Genomic DNA, 23,699 nt, shown 5'->3' with positions numbered 1-23,699 from the left:
TATTTAGGGTTTAAATACGCCATCTACAATACCGTAAGCAATAGATTCATCTGCATCCATCCAGTAATCACGGTTGAAATCTTTAAGTACTTTTTCGATTTTCTGACCACAATTTTCTGAAAGGATCTTGGCGCTGATGTCTTTTATTTTTAAAATTTCTGCAGCTTGGATCTCAATATTAGAAGCTTGGCCACGTGCTCCACCACTTGGTTGGTGGATCATCACTTTTGCAAGTGGCTGAATGAATCTTCTTCCTTTAGTACCTCCAGAAAGGAGAATTGATCCCATAGAGGCTGCTAATCCACTACAAATTGTAGAAATAGGACTTCTAAGCGATTTCATAGTATCGTAAACTGCAAATCCATCGGTAACAAATCCTCCAGGACTATTAATGAACAATTGAATTTCTTTATCTGAAATTGCATCCAAATAAAGTAATCTATCTATCACGTGCTTAGCAGATTTGCCATCTACTTGTCCCCACATAAATATTTTTCGTTGCTCTATGAATTTTTCGTCTATGAGGTCTTGGATTTTTCCAGGTTTATTTTTCATGAGTGTTTTATTCTATTTTTTAATTGAAGCTAAAATTATGACTAATTTCGCAGAAAACCGTAGGATGGAATTATCAATTAACAAGATTTTAAAGAAAGATATGGATTTGGTTATTCCGTTAATAATGGAATTGTCTGAATATCAAACAGAAGAATCATTATTGAAATCCAGAATGAATGAAATGTTCGAGCAGAATTATGAATGCTTTGCTATTTATTTAAATGAAGAAGTTATAGGTACTTTTGGACTTTGGTTCATGACTCGTCATTATGCAGGTAAATCTTGCGAAGCAGATCACGTTTTTGTGAAACCTAAATACCAAAATAGAGGTTTTGGTAGAGAAATATTTGAATATATCTTTGAATATGCAAGAGGGAAAGGATGTGAGATGCAGGAGTTAAACTCTTACGTTCAGAACTTTAAGTCTCATAAATTTTATATGAATTTAGACTATGTAATTAAGGGATATCATTTTTTAAAAAAGCTGTAATTTTTTTTGGAAGTTGAAAAGTTTAAGGATTATATTTGTACCGTCTTGCGAAAGTAGCTCAGTTGGTAGAGCGTCAGCCTTCCAAGCTGAATGTCGCCGGTTCGAACCCGGTCTTTCGCTCAAAAAACCTTCCTATTATAGGGAGGTTTTTTCTTTTGTATAATACTTATTTTGAAGCCTTTAAAAAATAGAAAATCCAGTAAGAGTAGTAAGTTTTTCTAATGCTGCCATTCCTAATTCAGAATTTCCTTTCGGGTTTAAAAGAGGACTCCATACGGCAACAGAATATTGAGAAGGATGAATAGCAACTATGCCTCCTCCAACGCCACTTTTTCCAGGTAAGCCAACTTCAAAACTAAATTCTCCTGCTTCATCATAAAACCCACATGTTTGCATTAAAGCATTTATACGTTTAACGCGTTTCTTAGAAATGATCTTTTCTTCGGTATCTAATAATTTTCCTTCGTTTGCAAAGATCATAAATGCTTTTGCAAGCTCTTCACAAGACATCGCTAGTGAACATTGATGGAAATAAAAATCTAAGATAGGTTCTACATCATTTTTTATGTTTCCTAAAGCCTTCATATAATTTACTAATCCGTAATTTCTATATCCGGTAGACTTTTCAGATTCTGCAACTTTTAGATCGTAATTTATTTCATTATTACCTGTAAGTTTCCTTACAAATTCTAAAAGATCTTTTTTTGGATCTTCTAAATTAGACACCAAAATATCTGCTATTACTAGTGCTCCCGCATTAATAAAAGGGTTTCTAGGTACACCTTGTTCATATTCTAACTGTGTTAATGAATTAAATGGATCTCCAGAGGGTTCTACATCTACACGCTCCCATAAAGACTCTCCTAAGATCTGCATTGCCATAGTTAGAGTGAAAACCTTCGAAATACTCTGTATAGAAAATTTCTCTTGGCTATCTCCAAATGAATAATGCTCAGAATCTCTACAATATAGATGCATCCCGAATTTTTTTGGATCTACTTTAGCTAATTCAGGGATATATGCCGCCACCTTACCAATAGCATTGTGGTAGCTTATATCTTCATGAATGGTATTTAGTATTTTTTGATAATCCATCTTAAATAATTGAGGTAAGCTTGGTGTTAGAGGCTAGTTCTATTGGCTCTTTTCCAACTGTAAAGATCCTTGCAGAGAGAGTTCCTCTTAAAGTAATGTCGTTATCTTTAATTTCTAACCAACTTCCTTCTCTAAGTCCAACAACAGGTTGCGTATTTAATGTGTGAAATTCTTTAATTCTAGTTTCACGAGTTTCACCTTTGTGTTTGGAATGGAGGTCTGGATCTAGATAGTGAGGATTTATATTGAAGGGAACAATACCTAAGGTTTTAAAACTAGGCGGATATATTATAGGCATGTCATTGGTGGTTTGCATGGTGAGACCACCAATATTAGTTCCTGCACTGCTTCCTAAATAAGGAGTTCCTTTTAATATTTGTTCTCTTAATGGCATCATTAAATTATTCCGATGTAATTTATCTACCAATAAAAAAGTATTACCTCCACCTGTAAATAGGCCCTGAGCTTCTTTTAGAGCTTGCTCTTTATCTTCAAATTCGTGTAATCCCTTTACATTTATAGATATAGATTGCAAAGCTTTTTTCGCTAAAGAGGTGTATTCTTCATGGGTGATCCCTCCGGGTCTTGCAAAGGGAATAAAAATTATTTCGCTACAACCTTTAAATAACTTCGCTATTTCTGGTAGTAGATAAGAAAGATATTGTTGTCCGTGCAAGGTAGAAGTACTTGCTAGTATGGCATTTTTCATTCACGAATTTTTGTAAATTTAAGTATTGTGAAGCTTTAACCAAAGTTTAAGTAAAGCTTGTTATATTTATTTCATCTTAAATTGTTTCTTTAAACAAAACATTTCTATGAAAAAGCTTACCTACCTATTAGTTGCGTTTCTTATTGTGCATTTTAGCTATGCCCAGACCAATGATAGAATAAAGATAAGTGGCACTATTGAAGTTCCAGTAGGAGAAGATCCTCAAGGAATAAGTATTTTTAATTTGAATTCTCAGGAAGGAACGATTTCCAATTCTAATGGGGAATTTCTAATTGATGTAGCTGAAAACGATAGTATAAAAGTGTTTGCTGTTCAATTTCAGGAATTTCTTATTGTTATAGATAAGAGAGTTTTGGAAAGCAAAAAATTAAATATCTATGTAAATGAACTTGTAAATAGACTTCCAGAAGTGTTAGTTTCTCCTTACGATCTTACTGGAAATTTAAATGCAGATGTAGAGGAGTTAGAAGTGATCCAAATGCCAGTTAATATTAAAATAGGGATTCCTGATGGAGAATATGCAAATGTAGAAAATGTGGCAAATTTTGGAAAAGCTCCTAAAAATCAAGCTTTGGCATTTAATCAAACAAAATTGGTAAATGGCATCAATTTTGTTAATCTTTTCAAAGTTTTATTAATATCTAATAAGAAAAATGATATTTCCAATCCATATTCTAATTCTTACAAAGAAATTGATGTTGAATTAAGACAATTATATAACGATAGGTTTTTTAAAGACAATTTTAATATCGATCTAGATAACATCCCAGATTTTATTTTATATGCAGACAGAAATGGCCTCGATGAGGAAATGTTAAGAAAGGGAAATGAATTAGATCTTATTGATTTTTTAATGGAACAGAGTAAAAAATATAAAAAGCAATTGAACAAAAATTAATTAGCATCTAAATATTAATATGAGAAAAGAAACTTATCTAAAAGTAATTACCCTACTATTATTTACGGTTTCCCCTTCATTCGGTCAAGAAAACACTCAGCTTCGCGGAATTGTTTCCGCACCTTTTTTGGAAGAAGCTTCCATTCATATTATAAATTCTACCCAACAAACTGGAACTGTGAATTCAGATTCTGGATCTTATCAGATTTTGGTAAGAGAAAATGATGAACTTTTATTTTCCTCCATTCAATATAAGAATGTAACGATACGAATTACTTCAGAAATGATCAAAACGGGGGTTTTAAATATTGAATTAGAAGAAGATCTAAATGTTCTTGCTGAAGTAAATATTAGTAATATAACTCTTACTGGAAATATAAATACAGATATCGCCCAAATTCCAATTGTGCGGGATTTGCCGGTAAATTTCTCTATTGGGGATATAAACAACATGATTTTCGAATCGGACATAAACGATCCTCAAAAGGCTCCTTTAAATCTAGCTTTAGGCCAGCGACCAGGTCTTCCTGGTGGTGATGTATTAGGAATTATTGGATTATTACTTAGCCCTATACTTCCAGATCCAAAACCACCTGAGATAAAACTAGATTTTAATAAATATAAAAACAATAGTGATGTAATAGCGCATTTACGTGAGCTTTTTGACGAAAAATTCTTTACCGTAACCCTAGCGATTAAAAAGGATTTTATAGATGATTTTATTTATTTTGCCAATGATAATGGTTTGGGAGTGATCTTGGTGAAATCGAAAAATCAGCTTTCCTTGATCGAGTTTTTGTTAGAACAAAGTAAAACGTATAATAAAAGAAAACTAGGACTGGATTAGTGATTTTCAATTAGGACAGCCTTGCCAATTTTCTCAATTCGCTTATATACTATTTTTCTTAAACTGCTTATTATCAGTTGTTTTTAAAATTTATTTAAAAAACAACTCCTCATTTTGGAACATTTATTGCTTTTGGTATACATATATGCTTATTAAGCGACTTTAATTAGTTCCTTTAATTTTTAATATTTTATGAGAATCAAATTTTTATTACCCCTAATTTGTGGTTTTATGTTAATGTCTTTTTCTGTAGCGCATAAATTTTATGTGAGTGTTACCGAAATTGAATACAATGAGAAAACGCAAAGTCTTCAAATTATTTCCCGGGTATTTATAGATGATTTGGAAGACCTTCTTCAAACTAGATATGACTCAACTATGCGTTTAGGCAAAAGCAATGAAAGTCCTGAAGCTGCTAATTATATTAAAACATATCTGAAAAAGAAAATTGAAATTCAATTAGATGGAAAAAACGTGGAGGTAAATTATCTGGGAAAGGAATATGAGGATGATATGGTATTACTATATTTAGAAGTCCCAAAAGTCACGTCGTTTAAGAGCATCGAGGTAAAAAATGCATTACTAACAGATATGTTTATAGAACAAAAGAATCTGGTGCATGTTACCTATAAAGAAATCACTAAAAGTTTAATCTTTACCAAAGCGAAACAAGAAGATTTGTTAAAATTTTAACCAATTGATTGTACAGCTTTATTTAATACTTAATTTTAGCAACATTAAAAATCAACAAAGAACAAATGAGAAAATTTAAATCTGCCATGTTGGTATTTTTCGTAGTTCTTTCTACTGGAATGTATGCTCAGGAAACTGAGACTCCTAAGGAAGAAGTAAAGGAAATGGGCCACACAAATCAAAATCAATTTAGACAACTTTACGAGGAGTTTTCAACTCCTAATCAATATAGAACTGCTTCAGGAGCGCCAGGTTCTGCTTATTACCAAAATCAAGCAGACTATAAAATGGATATTGAGTTAGATGACAAAACTCAGAAGCTTACAGGTGTAGAAACAATTACTTATCATAATAATTCCCCAGACGATTTAGAATATTTATGGGTGCAGTTAGATCAGAATATCCGTACCAAGAACTCTGTAGCATTAGAGAAGAACGGTAGTGGTATATCTGCAGTTAATCAACCTGGAACTTTTGCAAGTCAATTTTTAGACGAACCTTTTGATGGTGGTTTTAATATTGAATCTGTAACTAAAGATGGGAAAGCACTTGCTCATACTATCAATTTTACCATGATGAGAGTAGATTTACCACAGCCGTTAAAGGCCGGAGAAAGCACTTCTTTTTCTATTAAATGGTGGTATAATGTAAATAATCACGTAACAGATAGAGCAAGATCTGGATATGAGCACTTTCCGAAGGATGGAAACAATGTTTATGTAATTGCTCAATTCTTTCCAAGAATGGCAGTTTACAATGATGTTGAAGGATGGCAAAATATGCAATTCTGGGGGAATGGAGAGTTCGCACTTCCATTTGGTAACTATGAAGTGAATATAACTGTTCCTGCAGATCACATATTAGATGGAACTGGAGAAATTCAGAATAGAAAAGATGTTTATACCAAAGACATGATGAAAAGGTATGAGCAAGCTAAAAAATCTTATGATAAGCCAGTAATTATTGTTACTCAGGCTGAAGCTGAAGCTGCTGAAAAACAATTTTCAGACAAAAAGAAAACATGGAAGCTTAAGGCTACTATGGTTAGAGATTTTGCATTCTCTACTTCAAGAAAATTTGTAGTAGACATGATGAACGTGGATGTTATGGGAAAAGATGTAATGGCTGTTTCTATGTATCCTAAAGAAGGAAATCCTTTATGGGAAGAGTATTCTACAAGAGCAGTAGCAACTACTTTAACTTCTTATTCTAAGCATACTTTTCAGTATCCTTACCACAAAGCAATATCTATCCATGCTAAAAATCAAGGGATGGAATATCCAATGATCTGTTGGAATTATGGCCGCCCAGAAGAAGATGGTAGCTATAGTGAAAGAGTTAAGTTTGGAATGATCAGTGTTATTATTCACGAAGTTGGACACAACTTTTTTCCAATGATCGTGAACTCAGATGAGCGCCAGTGGGGATGGATGGATGAAGGTTTAGATACTTTTATGCAATATTTAGCTGAACAAGATTTTGGAAAAGAATATCCTGCAGCAATTTCACCTGAAACTGCTTATCCATCTAGAAGAGGTATTCCAAGCAAGATTGTTCCTTATATGAAAGGAGATCAAAAGTATATTGCGCCTATTATGTCTAATCCAGAAAATGTATTCCAATTAGGAAATAACGCATATGGAAAGCCCGCAACAGCTCTTAATATTTTGAGAGAAACTGTTATGGGACACGAACTTTTTGACTTTTCTTTTAAAACCTATGCACAACGTTGGATGTTTAAACACCCAACTCCAGAGGATTTCTTTAGAACTATGGAAGACGCTTCTGGTGTAGATCTAGATTGGTTTTGGAGAGGATGGTTCTATGGTACAGACTATGTAGATATAGGAGTTAAAGATGTGAAGAAATACTTTGTAACAGATAAAGCTACCAAAGATGGATTAGCAATGTTGGAACGTTATGGAGTAACAGATCCAGAAAGTATGGATTTTGTATATGTTGTAGAAGAGGGAAGTGAAGAATTTTCTGAAGACATGAAATCTAAGAGCGTTTTAGAGAATGCTCCAAAATTACAAGCATATTTGATGGATAATTTTTCTGCTGAAGAGCGTGCAAAAATGAAGTCTCCTAAATATTTCTATGAGATCACTTTTAATAAGCCTGGTGGCTTGGTAATGCCTTTAATAGTTGAATTCACCTATGCAGATGGAACCACTAAAAACGTAACTTACCCGGTGCAAGTTTGGAGAAAGAACGATTCTGAAGTTAGTAAAGCGATAGCAAGTGATAAGGAAATCACTAAAGTAGTTGTAGATCCTAATATGGAAACTGCAGATGTTAATTTAGATAACAACAGCTGGCCTCAAGAAGCTAAAGAGAGCAAATTTGAGCAGTTCAAGAAAGAAACTGGAGAGTAATCTTTCAGAAAAATAAATTAAGCCGACTTTAACGAGTCGGCTTCTTTTTTTAATATATATTGTGATTATCTTTGTTGCTATGATAACACTTCCATTATTTATTAGTGGTGCCGAAATTGGTTTTATAATATTTATATTAATCATGGTTTTTGGTGCCGATAAAATACCAGACATCGCTAGAGGTCTAGGTAAAGGTATGCGTACTTTAAAAAATGCTTCTAACGACATTAAAAGTGAGATCACTAAAAGTGCAGAAAAGCAGGGGATTAATAAAGATATCTCCAATGATGTGCGAAATGAAATTAGCAAGGTGAAAGAGGATATCGATGAAATTACAGGGTCTATAAAACGAAGGTTTTAATGCTAGACCAATTAGATAAATGGGACAGGGAACTGTTTGTTTATTTAAACAGCCTTGGAATAGAGGAGTACGATAACTTTTGGATCTTCGTAACGAATATTAAACATTGGATCCCGCTTTACCTTCTTTTTTTTGTGCTCTTTTTTATAGCTTTCCATAAAAAGAAAGCGCTATTTAATTCTGCATTTCTATTATCAGCATTTCTTACCACTTTAGCATTCACTAATTTTGTAAAAGGAATTGCTGCACGACTAAGACCTAACAATGATCCTGAACTTTTGGATATTATTAGGATTTTACAATCCCCAACTAACTATAGTTTTTTCTCAGGACATGCTTCTTCCTCATTTGTGGTTACAACTTTTGTTGTTTTAAGTTTGCGAGAAAAGTATAAATGGATCTACATATTTTATATCTGGCCCATCACTTTTGTATTAAGCCGAGTATATGTAGGTGTTCATTATCCGCTAGATCTTATTGTAGGAGCTATAGTAGGTTTTCTTTTTGGTTATGGGTTCTATAAATTATATCTTTTAGCAGGTAAAAGATTCTACTAAGCTCTTTTTCGGCTTAAACTTAATCCATCTCTTATAGGTAATAGTATGGTTTCAAGTCTATCATCTGTTGCCACCATGTTATTATATTCTAAAAGTGCTTTTGTAGACTCGTCATCTTTCTTAACGTGTTCTACAACCTTACCACTCCACAATACATTATCTGTTAGTAAAATGCCTCCCGGATTTATTTTATCTATTATCAGATTGAAATATGCAGGATAATTAGGCTTGTCTGCATCCATAAAGACAAGATCAAATTTCATATCTAATTTTGGTAAGAGCTCTAAAGCCTCACCAAGGTGTTGATGAATTTTGTTTCTGAATCCTGAAAGTTCAAAATATTTATTCTGGATAGATTGTAATTCCTCATTTACATCTAATGTGTGTAACTCGCCATTAGTCTTTAAACCCTCTGCTAAACATATTGCTGAATATCCTGTATAGGTTCCTAATTCTAAAATAGTAGACGGATTAATAATTTTAGAGAGTATGCTAAGTAATCTTCCTTGGTAATGTCCGCTTAGCATTCTGGGCTGAAGTATTTTCTGATAGGTTTCTCTTGTTAATTGGGCCAAAATATCAGGCTCGGCTTGGGTATGCTCAACAGTATATGTATCTATTGCTTCAGGTAGAAAATGCATGGATGTATCTTGTTTTTTGCAAATTTAGACATAACTATTTTTCTATTGCCTCAATTAATTAAGAATTGATTCAAAATGAACTTTTTGTAGCTGAATATTAATAGTATTTTTACGTCAAATTAGTGCTATGAGATTTGAAAATACCTTAGAATTTGCTAAGAAATTAGATAATGAAGATAAATTAGCTTCTTATAAAGATGAATTTATTTTCCCGAAGGTAAACGGAAAACAAGTGATCTATTTTACAGGAAATTCTTTAGGTCTTCAACCTAGATCTGCCAAGAAATATGTGGATGAAGTGATGGAAGATTGGGCAAATCTCGCGGTAGAAGGGCATTTTTATGCAGAAAAGCCTTGGTGGGATTACCATGAGCGGTTTTCAGCTAAACTAGGGAAAGTTGTAGGTGGAAAACCTAGTGAAATCACGGTGATGAATACTCTTACTGTTAATCTTCATTTATTAATGGCAACTTTTTATAAACCTGAAGGAAAACGTTTCAAGATTATCTGCGAAGAAAAAGCTTTTCCCAGTGATCAATATATGATCGCATCTCAAGTTAAATTTCATGGGTATACAGAAAAGGATGCGGTCGTTAAAATAGAGAAGCGCGAAGGGGAGCATTTTTTTAGAACTGAAGATATACTTGCGAAAATTGAGGAAGTAGGAGAGGAGTGTGCTTTGGTTTTAATTGGAGGGGTTAATTATTATTCGGGACAAGTCTTGGATATGGAATTAATAACGAAAGCTGGTCATGCTGTTGGAGCTAAAGTAGGTTGGGATCTTGCTCATGCTGCGGGTAATATAGAACTAAAACTGCATGACTGGGATGTAGACTTTGCCGCCTGGTGTAGTTATAAATATATGAATTCTGGCCCCGGAAATGCATCTGGCAGTTTTATTAATGAAAAATATCACGGTAAAAAAGATATTACCAGATTAGAAGGCTGGTGGGGACATAATAAGGAACGTCGTTTTTTAATGGAACCAGAATTTCAACCAGAACCTAATGCACATGCTTGGCAAATAAGCAATGCTCCAATTTTAGCAATGGCCCCTTATTTAGCATCTCTAGAAATGTTTGATGAGGTAGGAATGCCGGCACTTATTGAAAAAAGAAATAGAATTGTAGCTTATCTTGAATTTATCTTACAGGAAATTGATAAGGAGGTAGATGCCAGTTTTGAAATTATAACACCTTCCAAACAGGAAGAAAGAGGTACTCAATTATCTGTTTTCCTTCACGGTGAGGGGAAAGAACTTTTTAACTATTTAATGGAACAAGGCGTGATAACAGATTGGCGAGAACCAAACGTTATCCGTTTGGCTCCAGCACCATTTTACTGTTCTTTCAAAGACATGTATAATTTTGGACAGATCTTAAAGAAGGGGATTCTTAAGAATTAATAATTATGTTTTATTTGAATTTAATATCTGTAAAATATAGTTGAAAACTGCTATCTGCAGATTTATGCATTTTTGCAATTGGAATACCTTTAAAGGTCTCATAGTCTTCCCAAGTAGTAGTTAATTCTCTACCTGTTGAAGAAACATAGGTCCATTCCTTGATCATATTATCTTCTCCAAAAAATATGTGGTAAGAATCGTCTGGAGAATATCCTCCTTTACCTTTGTAACTAACCGTAAGCATTTTCATTTCCTCATTGCTAATTGGGGAAATTCCTTTCTCATTATAGGTAGATTCAAAATCGCTCCACATTAATTGATAGGGAAATAACAGCCAATAAGAATCATTTATAAATTTTTGATCTGCAGCCAAAGCATTCTCGGTTAAACTATCACCTTGAGTATAGCTTATAGTTTCTCCTTTCTCAGTAAGTTCCACTTTTTTAGTTTTAGGAAACCATTTCCAAGCTCTATTGCTACGTAAAGTGTCATTTACCTTTACGTTAAAGGTGAAATTTAATTCATCCAACTCATTAAATTTTTCCATACCGTTTGCATTTGCAATCTGTGCTGTAATAGGTAGTTCTTCGGATTTTATTTCAGAAACAGTAGCTTCTAATCCCTCTGACTTACTTTGATTGTCCTTACACCCAATTAAAAAAGTGAGAAGCAGACATAGGCTGAGTATTTTTTTCATAATTCAAAATTTTGATTAAAAGTAGTAATTCTAATTATAACAAAACATAGCACAAAAAAAAAGCCCTTTGAATATCAAAGGGCTTTTTAAAAAGTTATGTGTTGATTACAACCTTCTTCCAGTTAGAAGTTTGTATAAAATAAGTATTACTGCAATTACAATTAAGATGTGAATGATACTACCTAAATCTGGAAAGGCAAAATATCCTATTAGCCATCCAATTATTAATAGTACTACGATCAGCCAAATTAAATCTTTCATATTGTTAGTTTTTTATTGCAACATATTGTTGCTTATTAATGGTTAGTGATTATTTGTTTTAGTTATGAATTTATTTAGATTATCTCCGATAAACTCATACTCTAAAATTATAATCTGATTAGATTTCAATACGAATTTATGTAAATCACTAACTAATCTAAGCTATTTTAACGAGTGTTTAACTAATTTCCTAAAATTTTATTTGAGGCGATATGTTAATTTTTAACACTGTAATTATTTAAAACCAAGACTGTTAGTGGGATTTAGACAAACTTATATAATGTTAAATTTTTTGAGTAGGAGCAAGGCTAATTGTTTTAGCTTTCGTTCTCTGCTTTGTTAATTCTCATTTCTAGTTCTTCTAATACTTCACTTACAGAATCCACATTATCAGACGATTTTTGATGAGCATCTTCCATTGCCTTTTCTAATTTTTTATCAGGATGTTGGAAAAGATCTGTGATCACATGATTTATTTTATCAATTACACTTTCCTGGCTATGTTTAATATCCTCTAATTTATTTAAGATGCTTTTTAGTTGATCTATTTTTTCTTGTTTCATTTTTAATGATTTAGATTATTAGTGCTAGTAAAATGTTTATTCACCTACTGGTTCTTCTTTTAATTTTGGATAATCTGTATAGCCTTTGGCTCCTGGAGTATAGAAAGTATCTTCATCCCATTCGGCTAAATCTGCGTTTTTTTCAAATCGCTTTGGTAAATCTGGGTTGGAAATAAATAATTTCCCAAAAGAAACGAGATCTGCATTCCCCTCTTTAATGATTTGATTTCCTGTTTCTTGATCAAAACCTGAGTTAATCATCAATGTTCCTTTGTAAATAGGTCTATAATGTCTAGCTATTTCTGTAACCAAGAAATCTATTTTACTAACATCAGTAAATGGTTCAGATAAATGAAGATAAGCAAGATTATAAGCATTAAGCTTTTCTATTATATAGTCGAAAGTGGGAATAGTTTCTTCTGTAGCCTTGATCCCAAACGCATCGTTTAAGGAAGGATTTAATCTTACTCCAATTTTAGTTTCATCCCAAACTTCATTAATAGCCTCTATAACTTCAAAAAAGAACCTGGCCCTATTTTGAATGCTTCCGCCATATTCATCTGTTCGGGTATTAGAATTTTTATTAAAGAACTGATGAATTAAATATCCATTAGAAGAATGTATCTCAACCCCATCAAAACCAGCATCTTTTGCGTTCTGTGCTGCCTTTTTAAATTCTTGAATAGTTTCTTTGATCTCTACCAAGGACATAGCTTTAGGCTCTACGGTGTCTTCAAATCCATCTTGGGTAAAGGATTGTGCATTAGGGTTCACTGCACTTGGAGCCAAAGGCTTTTCCCCATTATGAAACTTTGGATGAGACATTCTTCCACAATGCCATAACTGAATAAAGATCTTTCCGCCTTCTTCATGCACGGCAGTGGTCACTTTCTTCCATCCTTCAACTTGTGCATTTGTGTAAATTCCAGGCGTATTAATATAACCAACAGCTCTTTCTGAAATCTGGGATCCTTCAGTAATTATTAAACCCGCACCACTTCTTTGTTTGTAATATTCGGCATGTAGACTTGTTGGAGCATTATCACTATTATCTGCTCTATTTCTGGTCATTGGTGCCATTACAACTCTGTTTCTAAGGCTAAGGTCTTCTAATTTATAAGATTCTAATAATGCTTGATTCTCTTTCATGCTTCTATTTTAGAAAATTAAAGTTACAGGTTGAAGGTTTTAACAGGTGTTAAACAAATTGTAAATGGCGTACTATTTAACGTTATTTTAATGACTTCTGAATGAATTGATGAACTTTGGGAACTTAAAAACAGAATTTCTAGCGAGAGCCTCATAATAAATGAGACAAGTATTTAAAAAATCAATTGGGAATTAATCTGTATTTTTGAATCATCAATTTTCTAATTTCAAATTAGATTACTTTCTAGAATAAAGAAGTTATCTACCTATAAAAATTAATGCAGAAAACTAAAGATATCGCCATTATTGGCTCAGGATTAGTTGGTTCTTTACTTGCTATTTATCTAAGAAAAAGAGGTCACGAGGTTACGGTTTTTGATCGTAGACCGGATGTAAGAAAAGTAGAATTTTCTGGAAGATCTATAAATCTTGCAATGTCCAATAGAGGCTGGAATGCTTTACGAAAAGTTGGTATAGAAGACGAGATTCGTGAACTAGCCTTGCCTTTAGATAAACGTGCATTACATGTAAATGATAAGCCTTTATATTTTCAGAAATACGGGAAAGAAGGAGAAGCTATTTATTCTATTTCTCGAGGGGTGCTAAATAGAAAAATGATCGATCTGGCTGAAGAAACAGGTGCTAAATTTAGATTTGAAGAAAAAGTTTGGGATGTTAACCTTGCTGAGGCTAAAATTTATACAGGTGAATCTGAGAAAGCAGAATGGCAAGAATATCAATTTGATATGGTGTTTGGAGCCGATGGTGCTTTTTCCAGAGTTCGCCATAAAATGCAGCGAAATAGTAGATTTAACTATTCTCAAGATTTTATAGATGTTGGTTATAAGGAATTAACTATTCCGGCTAATGAAGATGGATCTCATAAATTAGATAATGCTTCCTTTCATATTTGGCCTAGGGGAGAGTTTATGCTTATTGCGATGCCAAATTTAGATGGCAGTTTTACGTGCACCCTCTTTATGCCTTTTGAAGGAGAGGTTTCTTTTGAAAAAATTATTACTGAAGCAGATTCAGAAAAATTCTTCAGTAAATATTTCCCGGATATCAAGTCTGATATTTCTAATTTAACTCGGGATTTCTTTAAAAATCCAACAAGTGCAATGGTCACTATGAAATGTTATCCTTGGACATATTGGGATAAAGTGGCCTTAGTAGGTGATTCTGCTCACGCTATCGTGCCATTTTATGGACAAGGTATGAATGCTGGTTTTGAAGATATCTCTGTCTTAGATGATCTTATAGAGAAGTTTGAAGACGATTGGGAGAGGATCTTCAAAGAATATCAGGAAATCAGAAAGCCGAATGCAGATGCCATAGCAGAATTAAGCTATAGGAATTTTGTAGAGATGAGCAGCAAGACTGCGAATTCTCAATTTATACTTAGGAAAAAAATTGAAAAGCACTTTGCTCAAAAATATCCTGAAAAGTGGATTCCATTATATTCCAGAGTCACCTTTTCAGACAAACCTTATGCCGATGCACTTGCTATAGGAGACAAGCAAAGGGATGTTATGGATAAGGTTATGAATGTTGAAGGAATAGAAGCTAAATGGGAGACTCAAGAAATTGAAGACTTAATATTGAAACTTATTCAGGCTCATTAAAAACAAGTTTATTTTAAATTTCAACTAGGAAAGTTATAAAATACAGAAGAGCCCTCATGGGCTCTTTTTTATTAAAGTATCTTCGCTCTTAGTGTGCGTTCTTTTTTAGTAATTCTGGGAATTTCTTTTTGAATTTTTCTAATCTAGGAATAGATACATTTTGTATGTAAGGATTTTCAGGATGCGATCTCTCGTAATTCTGATGATAATCTTCTCCCATCCAAAATTTTTGAAATGGTACTATCTCAGCTGCCAACGGCTTTTCGTAACCTTTAGCAACTTCGGTAGACACTTTTTCTATAATAGCTTTTTGCTCTGAATTTTGATAAAAAATAATAGAGCGATATTGAGATCCATTATCTGGACCCTGCCCATTTGCCTGTGTTGGATTTTGAGAACCATAATATACCTGTACTAATGTTTCAAAACTCACTACTGCTGGATCATAGATCACTTCTACGGCCTCAGCATGTCCTGTTTTCCCAGTGTTACTAGCTTCGTAAGTTGGGTGTTCTGTATGGCCTCCTGCATAACCAGAATAAACTTCAGAAACTCCATTTACACTTTCATAAATCGCTTCCACACACCAAAAACAACCACTTGCAAAATAAGCTTTGGCCATATTATCCTGCATAGGAACTTCAATGGGGTCTTTGTTCAAATCTGCAGATTTTGCGGAAGTATTTGTGCTGCTATTTCCGCAGGAGAAAAATAGTAGTGAAAAGGTGAGGCTTAAAATAGTTTTCATATTATTTCTTTTTATAATTTCCTTCAAGGGTTTTTTTGCCAAGAATGGCATAATCTAAGGCTAAGTCTCCATTTATAGTGAATCCTAACCAGTCTAATTCTATTTCTCCATTTTCCTTAGAGATAATTTTTGCTATTGGGGTGTTCTTATCAAATTTTGACCATGGAATATTTTTACCATCTGTATTTTTAGAAGAAGGATTTACTAAAAAAATATTTATGGTCCCGTTAGTGGATTTAACCATTCTAGTATTAATATAAACTTTGGAAGGGGTGAGGCACATTTCTGAATTTGCGGTATATGTTATATTAACACAATAACAGGTGCATGAATTATCAATCTCTTCCCCAATTTTTATATAATTACCTGTCAAATCAGAATTTAGATTACCCGTAGAGGATTTTTCATCCTTTGTGGTTTTGTTGGAAGCAGGAGTGTTGTTTTTAGAATTTAAAATATCTGAATCATTTGGGATTCCTTCAGAATTTGAATAATCAATTACATTCTCATTTCTCTCTGTACTAGTTTCAGAATTTATTTTTTCTTCGGAAACAGATTCGTTATTAGAATCTTTACAGGAAGCAAATAATGCAGTAATTACTAATAATATAATAATGCGTGCTTTCATAGGTTTTGGCATTTATAATATTAATAAAGTTATTTAATTAAACAGGAGTTTGTGTGAAATTGGTGTTAATCAATTTATGTCATAAAAAAAGGGTTTAAAATAATCGCTTGTTTGCAATTATTTTAAACCCTTAAAGTATTTAGAAAATGCTGTCTTAGAACTTAGAGAACATTTTTTCCATTTTTTCTTGTTCTTCCTTAGCTAATTCTTCATCCACCAAGATTCTTCCACTATGCTCATCTGTGATGATCTTTCTTCTACTTGCTATCTCAACAATAACTTGAGGAGGAATAGTAAAATAAGATCCACCAGAAGCTCCTCTTTCTACAGGGACTACAGCCAGACCATTTTTTACATTATTTCTAATTCTCTTGTAAGCTGTGATTAGTCTTTCTTCAATTTGAGTTTCGAAATCATTAGATTTTTTAGTTAGCATATCTTCCTCTTTCTGAGTTTCAGCTAAAATTTCATCTAATTCTCCTTTTTTGTGCACTAAGTGTTTTTGGCGATCTTCCAATTTCTCTTTGGTTTGTCCAATAACTTCTTTTTTCTGCTCGATAGAAGCTCTATATTCCTTAATGTGCTTTTCTGCAAGTTCTATTTCAAGTTCTTGAAATTCTACTTCCTTACTAAGTGCATTGAATTCACGGTTATTACGAACGTTTTTCTGTTGTTCAGCATATTTTTTGATAGATGCCTTAGCGTCTTCAATAAGGATCTTTTTGGTTTTGATATCGTTATCAATAACTTCTAGATCTGTATCATGCTTTTGTATACGTGTATTTAATCCGGCTACTTCATCTTCTAAATCTTCTACCTCTAAAGGAAGTTCACCTCGTACATTTCTAATTTCATCTATTCTAGAGTCAATTAACTGAAGATCGTACAATGCTCTTAACTTCTCTTCTACAGTAACCTCGGTTTTCTTTGCCATATTTAATAATACTTGATAGGATTCGTTTTTGTATTCGCTAAAATAATTGCAAAATTACTAATTTTTTTACTAAGATACACATGTAATAGGTTTTTTGTGTATCGTTCACTTTCATAGTGACCAATGTCTGCAACTACCAGTTTTTGTTCAGGTTTATAGTAATCGTGATACTTAAGATCTGCAGTTATATAGAAGTCTGCGCCCGCACTTTTTGCAGCATCAATAGCAAAACTTCCGCTTCCACCTAACACGGCTACTTTCTTTACTTTTTTATCTAATAATTGGGAGTGTCTAATTCCATCTGCTTTAAATGTTTTCTTTACGAGAGATAGAAATTCAACCTCATTCATCGCTTCAGGAAGCTCCCCAATCATTCCCGATCCCATTTGTTGATGTGAGTTGTCTAAAGTGATCACCTCATAAGCCACCTCTTCATAAGGGTGGTTTTTGAAAAGTGCTTTTAAGATCTTGCTTTCCAAATGTTTTGGAAATATTACCCCAATCTGAATTTCTTCTTCATAATGAATTTCACCCTTTTTCCCGATGGTAGGATTAGAATTTAAATTAGGTTTATAGCTTCCGGTGCCTGGAATACTAAAGCTACATTCATCGTAATTTCCAATAGCTCCCGCGCCTGCTTCGAACAATTTTTTTCTTAATTCATCTGCTTGTTCCTTAGGTATATAAGTAGTAAGTCTTTTAAGAACTCCCTTTTTTGGAATCAATATTTTCGTGTCTTCAAGTCCAAGCTTATCGCACATAATTTTATTTACTCCTAGATTGTGATTATCTAGAGCGGTATGAATAGCGTAAATAGCAATGTCATTTTTAATAGCTTTAATTACGGCTCGTTCTACATAGTTTTTGCCATTCAGCTTTTTAAGACCAGAAAAAATAATGGGATGAAAGCTAACTATTAAATTGCAGTTTTTGGATATTGCTTCTTCTACAACTTCTTCTAAAGTATCATGAGTTACTAATACACCTTTTAAAGCTGTTGTAGCATTCCCAACCAATAATCCAACATTATCGAAATCCTCTGCAGTGGCAATTGGAGCAAAATCTTCTAAGTGTTTTATAACATCTGCAATAATCATGTTCTACTATTTTAATTCAAATATAAATATTATACTTTCGCTAAGATGAGTATCCTAAGAAAATTCCTTTTTCCCTTCGCCTTGCTTTATGGTCTAATTATAACGATTAGAAATTTGCTATATGATATGCGGATTATTAAATCTACAGCTTATTCTTTTCCAGTGATTTGCGTGGGTAATCTTAGTGTTGGAGGTACAGGGAAAACACCAATGATAGAATTTCTACTAGAATTTTTACTTCCAAATAATAAGGTGGCAACATTAAGTAGAGGCTATGGTAGAAAAACTCAAGGTTATAGATTGGTTACAATTGAAGAAAAGGCCGCAAATGTTGGAGATGAACCTCTACAATTTAAAAATAAGTTTAAGAGCGCAATAGTTGCAGTAGATGAGAATAGGAGAATAGGCATAGCTAAATTGGAAAATGAACATCATCCAGATCTTATATTGTTAGATGATGCATTTCAACATAGGAAAGTTAAAGCAGGATTAAATATTTTGCTAACACGCTATAATGATCTTTATAAAAATGATTTTATGTTGCCTGCCGGTAATTTAAGAGAGCCTATTTCTGGAGCTGGAAGAGCGAAAATAATTGTGGTTACCAAATGCCCAAAGAACCTTAATGTAATAGAGCAAGAAAATATTAGAAGTACTTTAAATCTTAGAAATTATCAGCAATTATTTTTTAGTTATATAAGTTATAATGACCATGTTTTTAATGGCCTTAAAAAAATTAGTCTTCAGGAACTTGTTGGTAAGGAAATAAGCTTAGTAACGGGAATTGCAAACCCGGTTTCTTTATTGGAATATTTAAAGGACTCTGGTATTTCGTTTCAGCATTTAAATTTTCCCGATCATCATAATTTTACTTCAGTAGAAATAAAGAAGATAGCACAATCCAAGCTGGTTATTACTACAGAAAAGGATTTTATGAGATTAAAGGGCGAGGTAGAATTAGAAAAATTATTCTATCTACCAATTAAAATGAAGTTTGTTAGGGATACTGAAGAATTCAATAAACGAATTTCAAATTTTGTTTTAAATGAAAAATGAGATGCACGATGCATCTCATTTTTTCTATTTGGCTAATTCAAACTATATATCTTTTATATACTTCTACTAAAGCGATAACTTCAAAGGGCATGCCAAAAGTTATACTGTAACGCTTCTTTTGGACAAGTGGAAGTTGATCTTATTAAAGAACTCTTCTGTTTTGTATGGTTTCGGGATGATATCGGTAAATCCGTTTAAATAAAATTCATCTAAATTTTCATCCAAGGTCACCGCGGTTAAGGCAACGATCGGAATTTTTTCATCGAATTCACGAATTAAAATTGTGGCTTCAATTCCACTAATTCCTGGCATATGGATGTCCATAAGAATAAGGTCAAAATAATTGTTGGATGCTTTCTCTACTGCGATGGTTCCATTATCTGCCACATCGCATATTACTTTATGCTTTTCTAAGATCTTTCGAGTGATCATTTGGTTGATCTTATTATCCTCTACGATCAAGATCTTCTTATTGTGCATTATATCATTAGTCAGAGGAGCAATTTTGGATAATTTAGACACAGCTACACCTTCCGCTTGCTCGAATGCTTCAAATTTTAAGTCGAAGCTAAAGGTAGACCCTTTTCCAAATTCACTATCTAAATAGATCTCACTGTTCATTAAGTTTAGTAAGTTTTTTACAATAGACAAGCCTAATCCAGTTCCTCCAAATTTTCTGTTTATTTGAATTGAACCTTGTGTGAAATTCTCGAAAATGGAGGATTGTTTTTCCTTGGTTATTCCTTCTCCTGTATCCTTTATTTCAAAATGCAGGAATACAGATTGACCAACCTGATTCACTCTTTTCACATTAATCCAAATGTCACCTTCTTCTGTGAATTTTATAGAGTTTCCAACTAGATTTATAAGGATTTGAGAGATTTTTAATGGATCTCCTTTTAGTTTTTTAGGAATATCAGGATCAAAATAATAGTGAAGTTTAGTTTTCTTATCATCGGCAGAATTTTTAAGTGCAACTAACACATCAGAAATTCTTTTTTCAAGGTCGAATGAAGTATCTAATACTTCTACTTTTTTCGCTTCAAGTTTGTTAAGGTCCAGAATGTTATTTATTAGTGATAATAAATATTCTCCTGAAAATTTTAAAGAATTTAAATGCTCCTTTTGATTATCTGTTGGACTTTCTTCTAATAATAAATGGGTTAAACCTGTTACAGCATAAAGCGGTGTCCTTAATTCATGAGTTATAGTAGATAAGAATTGCGCTTTTGCAAGTGATGCCTTTTCGGCATTTTCTTTAGCTAGGGTTAACTCATCATTCTTCTTTTGTAATAAGTCATTTGCTCTTGCTCGAAGATTATTGTTCTTATATAATGAAAGAGTTAGCAAGGATAATATCGTGATAAGAGCAACGCTTAAGATGGTGGTAAGCTTGTTAACTTTTAGGGAACGTTCTTGAGCAGCATTTCTTTCTGTAAGATCTTGGAGGTTATTTCGCATGGCATCCACGCCATATCTAGTGTTTGCTTCTACGGCTAAAGCTTCCTTACTCATATTAAATATGGAATCTCTAACCCGATTGCTTATTTTTAAATAATCAAGGGATTTACTATATTCTTTTTGAGCTTCCTTAATTTGGCTTAGGAGCCTGTTAGAATACATAATCATACCTCCAAGAGAGTATTGATAAGAGATTTTAATAGCGTTTAGAGCCTCGGTTTCTGCCTCGTTTGTACGATTTAATGATAGATAAGCTCTGGCCAAATAATAATATAGTCTAGATAATTCATATTTATTATCAGTGTCTTTCAAATATTCTTGAGACTTATTTAAATATGTTAGTGCGCGATTAATATTTTCTTCGGAATTACTTATTCCCATAGTAATCATTGCTCTATTTAGGCTCACAATCCCTAAAAGTTCAGTATCATTTTGTTTTTCATAGTAATCCTGAGCCAGATTTAAATATTTAATTGCCCGCTCTGGAGATTCAGCTGAATGAAAAAGTTTGGCATAAGTGAGATAACTATATGCTAGCCCTGGTTGATCGTCTAATTCTCTTTGTATAGCAATGGCACGCTCCATTTCGGTGATCGCTTTGGGATAATCGTGGCGTATATAATATAATTGTGAGAGTATACTGCTGGAAAGGGCAATATATTTTTGATTTCCAATTTGTTTTGCAAGATTTAATGCAACATCAAGTTGTTCGTGAGCTTTCTCAAAATTTAATACATTTATAGAGATTTCAGCATTGCTAAGTAATTGTCTTAGCTGTTTATCTATATCAGACGGTTCAGCAACCCCTTTTTCTTGAAAAGCCTGGGCTGTGTAAATATTAAATAAAACAAAAGCAGAAAATAATATGTTCCTCATTGGGGCAAAGGCTGGTGCTTAATATTGTTAAATATAGTTAATTCTTATCGACGAATAAAATTAAATCTTTCAAGCGACTTGAGTATCCAATTTCATTATCATACCAACCAATTAATTTAATTAATCCTCCTCCAATAACAGAGGTCATTCCTGCATCGAAAATACATGAATGAGTATCTCCAATGATATCAATTGAAACAATAGGCTCTTCCGTATAACTAAGTATACCTTTTAAATAGGTTTCCGAAGCATTTTTAAAAACCGAATTTATTTCCTCTATTGTTGTATTTGTTGAAATATTGATGGTCATATCTGTTAGAGACCCATTTGGGACTGGTACTCTTATCCCACATCCACCTATTACTTCTTTATATTCAGGAAAGATCTTTGTTAGTGCTTTAGCGGCTCCTGTTGTTGTAGGTATAATAGACTGGGTAGCAGCTCTAGCTCTTCTTAGATCACGATGTGGTTTATCATGTAAATTCTGATCTGAAGTATAGGAATGGATGGTTGAAATATATGCTTGTTCTATACCAAAATTCTTCCGAATCACGTCGAACATTGGTGCAGCGTTATTTGTTGTACAGGATGCATTGGAAATAATTTTCTCGGTTCCATCCAAAATATGCTCATTTACTCCCAATACTACCATTTTAATAGTATCATCATCTGGCGGGACCGAAAGAATCACTTTTTCTACACCTTTTTGTAAATGGAATTGTAAATCCTCCTGATTTTTAAATTTACCCGAAGCCTCAATTACAATATTTACATTATAGTCGCTCCAGTTAATATCCTTTGGATGCTGCTTATGTAAAATTGGAATTAACTTATCGTCAATTAGGAGATTGGAATCTTTATGAGATATAACTTCAGGAAAACGCCCATGAATACTATCATACTTAAGAAGATGAACCAAGGTTTGTGCCTCAGCAATGTCGTTGATAGCGACAACTTCTATTTGCGGATGATTCAATAAAATTCTAAACAAATTTCTGCCAATACGGCCAAAACCATTTATTCCAATTTTTATTTTTTGTGACATTTTTTAAATGGAATCCTATTAGGTTAAATGTTTTTGGGCTTTATAAGAAGATCTTACTAAAGCGCCACTTTCAACATGGCGGAACCCTAATTCCAATCCTATGGTCTCGTATTTTTTAAATTGATCTGGTGTGATAAATTGCTTAACAGGTAAGTGTTTTTTGCTAGGTTGCAAGTATTGTCCTATAGTTACAATATCTAAATTAACACTTCTAAGATCTTTTAAGGTTTGAATAACTTCATCTTCTTGCTCTCCTAAACCTAACATAATTCCAGATTTAGTTCTAGCAATACCTTGATCTTTCAAATATTTTAGAACCTGTAAACTGCGCTCGTATTTTGCCTGAATTCTAACTTCTCTTGAGAGTCTTTTTACAGTTTCCATATTATGTGAAACCACTTCAGGTTTTACTGCAATAATTCTATCTATATTTCTTTCATTTCCTTGAAAATCTGGAATAAGGGTTTCCAAAGTTGTATCTGGATTCATTCTTCGTATTGCCTTAACAGTTTCTGCCCAAACAATAGAACCCATATCTTTTATATCGTCTCTATCTACGCTTGTAATTACAGCATGCTTAATTTTCATTAGCTTAATAGATCGAGCCACTTTCTCTGGTTCGTCCCAGTCTATAGTATCTGGTCTTCCAGTTTTTACTCCACAAAAACCACAGGATCTTGTGCATACATTCCCTAAGATCATGAACGTAGCTGTTCCTTCACTCCAACATTCTCCCATATTAGGGCAACTTCCAGAAGTACATATAGTATGCAGGTCGTACTTGTCTACAAGTCCTCTAAGTTCTGTATATTTTTTTCCAGTTGGAAGTTTAACGCGTAACCATTTTGGCTTCGGAGTGCGTTTTGGGGTAGCTAAAGTTTCTGTTATCATATCAAAAATCTAAGGCCC

General features: G+C 33.2%; 25 protein-coding genes and 1 tRNA gene. 11 read left to right on the top strand and 15 right to left on the bottom strand.

The window, feature by feature from the left end; translation table 11 throughout:
- Positions 1-3: 3 nt before the first annotated feature.
- The gene (locus tag BC962_RS14620; protein ID WP_121346765.1) at positions 4-555 is read right to left on the bottom strand and encodes a ClpP family protease; all 552 of its coding nucleotides are present in this window, start codon (positions 553-555) and stop codon (positions 4-6) included.
- 64 nt (positions 556-619) lie between these two features.
- Between BC962_RS14620 and BC962_RS14615 the strand changes: the two genes are divergently transcribed.
- Together BC962_RS14615 and BC962_RS14610 are read left to right on the top strand one after the other, a co-directional pair.
- Positions 620-1,045: a GNAT family N-acetyltransferase gene (locus BC962_RS14615; protein WP_245984230.1), complete on the top strand. Its 426-nt coding sequence runs from the start codon at positions 620-622 to the stop codon at positions 1,043-1,045.
- Positions 1,046-1,092: 47 nt separating this feature from the next.
- A tRNA-Gly gene (locus tag BC962_RS14610) sits at positions 1,093-1,165 on the top strand.
- A gap of 60 nt (positions 1,166-1,225) precedes the next feature.
- On the opposite strand, the gene BC962_RS14605 is transcribed toward BC962_RS14610, so the two are convergent.
- On the bottom strand, positions 1,226-2,140 hold the full coding sequence (locus BC962_RS14605) for a glutaminase (RefSeq protein ID WP_121346764.1): 915 nt from the start codon (positions 2,138-2,140) through the stop codon (positions 1,226-1,228).
- Between the two features lies 1 nt (position 2,141).
- A complete protein-coding gene (gene pepE, locus BC962_RS14600; protein ID WP_121346763.1) occupies positions 2,142-2,849 on the bottom strand; it encodes a dipeptidase PepE in 708 nt (235 codons plus the stop codon).
- A gap of 106 nt (positions 2,850-2,955) precedes the next feature.
- Here pepE and BC962_RS14595 point away from each other — a divergent pair, with 106 nt between their 5' ends.
- The 6 genes from BC962_RS14595 to BC962_RS14570 all read left to right on the top strand — a co-directional run bounded on the left by BC962_RS14595 (position 2,956) and on the right by BC962_RS14570 (position 8,604).
- Complete coding sequence (locus BC962_RS14595; RefSeq protein ID WP_121346762.1) at positions 2,956-3,768, top strand: hypothetical protein; 813 nt, start codon at positions 2,956-2,958, stop codon at positions 3,766-3,768.
- Between the two features lie 19 nt (positions 3,769-3,787).
- The gene (locus BC962_RS14590) at positions 3,788-4,615 is read left to right on the top strand and encodes a hypothetical protein (RefSeq protein ID WP_121346761.1); all 828 of its coding nucleotides are present in this window, start codon (positions 3,788-3,790) and stop codon (positions 4,613-4,615) included.
- 192 nt (positions 4,616-4,807) lie between these two features.
- Complete coding sequence (locus tag BC962_RS14585; RefSeq protein WP_121346760.1) at positions 4,808-5,308, top strand: DUF6702 family protein; 501 nt, start codon at positions 4,808-4,810, stop codon at positions 5,306-5,308.
- A 65-nt stretch (positions 5,309-5,373) separates the two neighbouring features.
- Positions 5,374-7,686, top strand: a complete 2,313-nt coding sequence (locus tag BC962_RS14580) for a M1 family metallopeptidase (protein ID WP_121346759.1) — start codon at positions 5,374-5,376, stop codon at positions 7,684-7,686.
- Positions 7,687-7,765: 79 nt separating this feature from the next.
- The gene (locus BC962_RS14575; protein ID WP_121346758.1) at positions 7,766-8,047 is read left to right on the top strand and encodes a Sec-independent protein translocase subunit TatA/TatB; all 282 of its coding nucleotides are present in this window, start codon (positions 7,766-7,768) and stop codon (positions 8,045-8,047) included.
- The gene (locus BC962_RS14570; protein ID WP_121346757.1) at positions 8,047-8,604 is read left to right on the top strand and encodes a phosphatase PAP2 family protein; all 558 of its coding nucleotides are present in this window, start codon (positions 8,047-8,049) and stop codon (positions 8,602-8,604) included. Before BC962_RS14575 ends, BC962_RS14570 begins: the two co-directional genes overlap by 1 nt.
- Here BC962_RS14570 and BC962_RS14565 read toward each other — a convergent pair.
- Positions 8,601-9,245 carry an O-methyltransferase gene (locus BC962_RS14565; protein WP_121346756.1) on the bottom strand — a complete coding sequence of 215 codons (645 nt, stop codon included), beginning with the start codon at positions 9,243-9,245 and terminating at the stop codon, positions 8,601-8,603. The genes BC962_RS14570 and BC962_RS14565 overlap by 4 nt on opposite strands.
- 127 nt (positions 9,246-9,372) lie before the next feature.
- On the opposite strand from BC962_RS14565, the gene kynU reads away from it, so the two are divergent.
- Positions 9,373-10,650 (top strand): kynureninase, encoded by a 1,278-nt coding sequence (gene kynU, locus BC962_RS14560; protein WP_121346755.1) that lies wholly within the window; start codon positions 9,373-9,375, stop codon positions 10,648-10,650.
- Between the two features lie 10 nt (positions 10,651-10,660).
- On the opposite strand, the gene BC962_RS14555 is transcribed toward kynU, so the two are convergent.
- The 4 genes from BC962_RS14555 to BC962_RS14540 form a co-directional block, all read right to left on the bottom strand.
- Entirely contained in the window at positions 10,661-11,347 is a 687-nt protein-coding gene (locus BC962_RS14555) for a hypothetical protein (protein WP_121346754.1), read from the bottom strand.
- A gap of 105 nt (positions 11,348-11,452) precedes the next feature.
- The gene (locus BC962_RS14550; protein ID WP_034922533.1) at positions 11,453-11,608 is read right to left on the bottom strand and encodes a lmo0937 family membrane protein; all 156 of its coding nucleotides are present in this window, start codon (positions 11,606-11,608) and stop codon (positions 11,453-11,455) included.
- 317 nt (positions 11,609-11,925) lie between these two features.
- Positions 11,926-12,171, bottom strand: coding sequence for a hypothetical protein (locus BC962_RS14545; RefSeq protein ID WP_121346753.1), 246 nt, complete (start codon positions 12,169-12,171; stop codon positions 11,926-11,928).
- Positions 12,172-12,207: 36 nt separating this feature from the next.
- Positions 12,208-13,320 carry an alkene reductase gene (locus BC962_RS14540; protein ID WP_121346752.1) on the bottom strand — a complete coding sequence of 371 codons (1,113 nt, stop codon included), beginning with the start codon at positions 13,318-13,320 and terminating at the stop codon, positions 12,208-12,210.
- Positions 13,321-13,598: 278 nt separating this feature from the next.
- Between BC962_RS14540 and BC962_RS14535 the strand changes: the two genes are divergently transcribed.
- Positions 13,599-14,945 carry an FAD-dependent oxidoreductase gene (locus tag BC962_RS14535; RefSeq protein WP_121346751.1) on the top strand — a complete coding sequence of 449 codons (1,347 nt, stop codon included), beginning with the start codon at positions 13,599-13,601 and terminating at the stop codon, positions 14,943-14,945.
- Positions 14,946-15,033: 88 nt separating this feature from the next.
- Here the strand turns inward: BC962_RS14535 and msrA are convergent, their stop codons facing one another.
- From msrA to BC962_RS14515, 4 genes are all read right to left on the bottom strand, one after another.
- A complete protein-coding gene (gene msrA, locus BC962_RS14530; protein WP_121346815.1) occupies positions 15,034-15,693 on the bottom strand; it encodes a peptide-methionine (S)-S-oxide reductase MsrA in 660 nt (219 codons plus the stop codon).
- Between the two features lies 1 nt (position 15,694).
- Complete coding sequence (locus BC962_RS14525; RefSeq protein WP_147405660.1) at positions 15,695-16,321, bottom strand: hypothetical protein; 627 nt, start codon at positions 16,319-16,321, stop codon at positions 15,695-15,697.
- A gap of 154 nt (positions 16,322-16,475) precedes the next feature.
- Positions 16,476-17,255 carry a zinc ribbon domain-containing protein gene (locus BC962_RS14520; protein ID WP_121346749.1) on the bottom strand — a complete coding sequence of 260 codons (780 nt, stop codon included), beginning with the start codon at positions 17,253-17,255 and terminating at the stop codon, positions 16,476-16,478.
- A gap of 2 nt (positions 17,256-17,257) precedes the next feature.
- Positions 17,258-18,352, bottom strand: coding sequence for a Nif3-like dinuclear metal center hexameric protein (locus BC962_RS14515; protein ID WP_121346748.1), 1,095 nt, complete (start codon positions 18,350-18,352; stop codon positions 17,258-17,260).
- 45 nt (positions 18,353-18,397) lie between these two features.
- On the opposite strand from BC962_RS14515, the gene lpxK reads away from it, so the two are divergent.
- Positions 18,398-19,408 carry a tetraacyldisaccharide 4'-kinase gene (gene lpxK, locus BC962_RS14510; RefSeq protein WP_121346747.1) on the top strand — a complete coding sequence of 337 codons (1,011 nt, stop codon included), beginning with the start codon at positions 18,398-18,400 and terminating at the stop codon, positions 19,406-19,408.
- 99 nt (positions 19,409-19,507) lie between these two features.
- On the opposite strand, the gene BC962_RS14505 is transcribed toward lpxK, so the two are convergent.
- From BC962_RS14505 to lipA, 3 genes are read right to left on the bottom strand one after another with little or no spacing between them, the layout of a single operon-like run.
- Positions 19,508-21,745: a hybrid sensor histidine kinase/response regulator gene (locus tag BC962_RS14505; protein WP_121346746.1), complete on the bottom strand. Its 2,238-nt coding sequence runs from the start codon at positions 21,743-21,745 to the stop codon at positions 19,508-19,510.
- A 37-nt stretch (positions 21,746-21,782) separates the two neighbouring features.
- Positions 21,783-22,790, bottom strand: a complete 1,008-nt coding sequence (gene gap, locus BC962_RS14500; RefSeq protein ID WP_121346745.1) for a type I glyceraldehyde-3-phosphate dehydrogenase — start codon at positions 22,788-22,790, stop codon at positions 21,783-21,785.
- 18 nt (positions 22,791-22,808) lie between these two features.
- The gene (lipA, locus tag BC962_RS14495) at positions 22,809-23,681 is read right to left on the bottom strand and encodes a lipoyl synthase (protein ID WP_121346744.1); all 873 of its coding nucleotides are present in this window, start codon (positions 23,679-23,681) and stop codon (positions 22,809-22,811) included.
- Positions 23,682-23,699 lie beyond the last annotated feature (18 nt).

This window comes from Gillisia mitskevichiae, assembly GCF_003634585.1.
Classification (GTDB): domain Bacteria; phylum Bacteroidota; class Bacteroidia; order Flavobacteriales; family Flavobacteriaceae; genus Gillisia; species Gillisia mitskevichiae.
This window is presented reverse-complemented; position numbering and strand designations above follow the sequence as displayed.

Coding starts and splice junctions, on each gene's coding strand:
- BC962_RS14620 (WP_121346765.1), bottom strand. CDS start 555: ATGAAAAATAAACCTGGAAAAATCCAAGACCTCATAGACGAAAAATTC.
- BC962_RS14615 (WP_245984230.1), top strand. CDS start 620: ATGGAATTATCAATTAACAAGATTTTAAAGAAAGATATGGATTTGGTT.
- BC962_RS14605 (WP_121346764.1), bottom strand. CDS start 2,140: ATGGATTATCAAAAAATACTAAATACCATTCATGAAGATATAAGCTAC.
- pepE (WP_121346763.1), bottom strand. CDS start 2,849: ATGAAAAATGCCATACTAGCAAGTACTTCTACCTTGCACGGACAACAA.
- BC962_RS14595 (WP_121346762.1), top strand. CDS start 2,956: ATGAAAAAGCTTACCTACCTATTAGTTGCGTTTCTTATTGTGCATTTT.
- BC962_RS14590 (WP_121346761.1), top strand. CDS start 3,788: ATGAGAAAAGAAACTTATCTAAAAGTAATTACCCTACTATTATTTACG.
- BC962_RS14585 (WP_121346760.1), top strand. CDS start 4,808: ATGAGAATCAAATTTTTATTACCCCTAATTTGTGGTTTTATGTTAATG.
- BC962_RS14580 (WP_121346759.1), top strand. CDS start 5,374: ATGAGAAAATTTAAATCTGCCATGTTGGTATTTTTCGTAGTTCTTTCT.
- BC962_RS14575 (WP_121346758.1), top strand. CDS start 7,766: ATGATAACACTTCCATTATTTATTAGTGGTGCCGAAATTGGTTTTATA.
- BC962_RS14570 (WP_121346757.1), top strand. CDS start 8,047: ATGCTAGACCAATTAGATAAATGGGACAGGGAACTGTTTGTTTATTTA.
- BC962_RS14565 (WP_121346756.1), bottom strand. CDS start 9,245: ATGCATTTTCTACCTGAAGCAATAGATACATATACTGTTGAGCATACC.
- kynU (WP_121346755.1), top strand. CDS start 9,373: ATGAGATTTGAAAATACCTTAGAATTTGCTAAGAAATTAGATAATGAA.
- BC962_RS14555 (WP_121346754.1), bottom strand. CDS start 11,347: ATGAAAAAAATACTCAGCCTATGTCTGCTTCTCACTTTTTTAATTGGG.
- BC962_RS14550 (WP_034922533.1), bottom strand. CDS start 11,608: ATGAAAGATTTAATTTGGCTGATCGTAGTACTATTAATAATTGGATGG.
- BC962_RS14545 (WP_121346753.1), bottom strand. CDS start 12,171: ATGAAACAAGAAAAAATAGATCAACTAAAAAGCATCTTAAATAAATTA.
- BC962_RS14540 (WP_121346752.1), bottom strand. CDS start 13,320: ATGAAAGAGAATCAAGCATTATTAGAATCTTATAAATTAGAAGACCTT.
- BC962_RS14535 (WP_121346751.1), top strand. CDS start 13,599: ATGCAGAAAACTAAAGATATCGCCATTATTGGCTCAGGATTAGTTGGT.
- msrA (WP_121346815.1), bottom strand. CDS start 15,693: ATGAAAACTATTTTAAGCCTCACCTTTTCACTACTATTTTTCTCCTGC.
- BC962_RS14525 (WP_147405660.1), bottom strand. CDS start 16,321: ATGAAAGCACGCATTATTATATTATTAGTAATTACTGCATTATTTGCT.
- BC962_RS14520 (WP_121346749.1), bottom strand. CDS start 17,255: ATGGCAAAGAAAACCGAGGTTACTGTAGAAGAGAAGTTAAGAGCATTG.
- BC962_RS14515 (WP_121346748.1), bottom strand. CDS start 18,352: ATGATTATTGCAGATGTTATAAAACACTTAGAAGATTTTGCTCCAATT.
- lpxK (WP_121346747.1), top strand. CDS start 18,398: ATGAGTATCCTAAGAAAATTCCTTTTTCCCTTCGCCTTGCTTTATGGT.
- BC962_RS14505 (WP_121346746.1), bottom strand. CDS start 21,745: ATGAGGAACATATTATTTTCTGCTTTTGTTTTATTTAATATTTACACA.
- gap (WP_121346745.1), bottom strand. CDS start 22,790: ATGTCACAAAAAATAAAAATTGGAATAAATGGTTTTGGCCGTATTGGC.
- lipA (WP_121346744.1), bottom strand. CDS start 23,681: ATGATAACAGAAACTTTAGCTACCCCAAAACGCACTCCGAAGCCAAAA.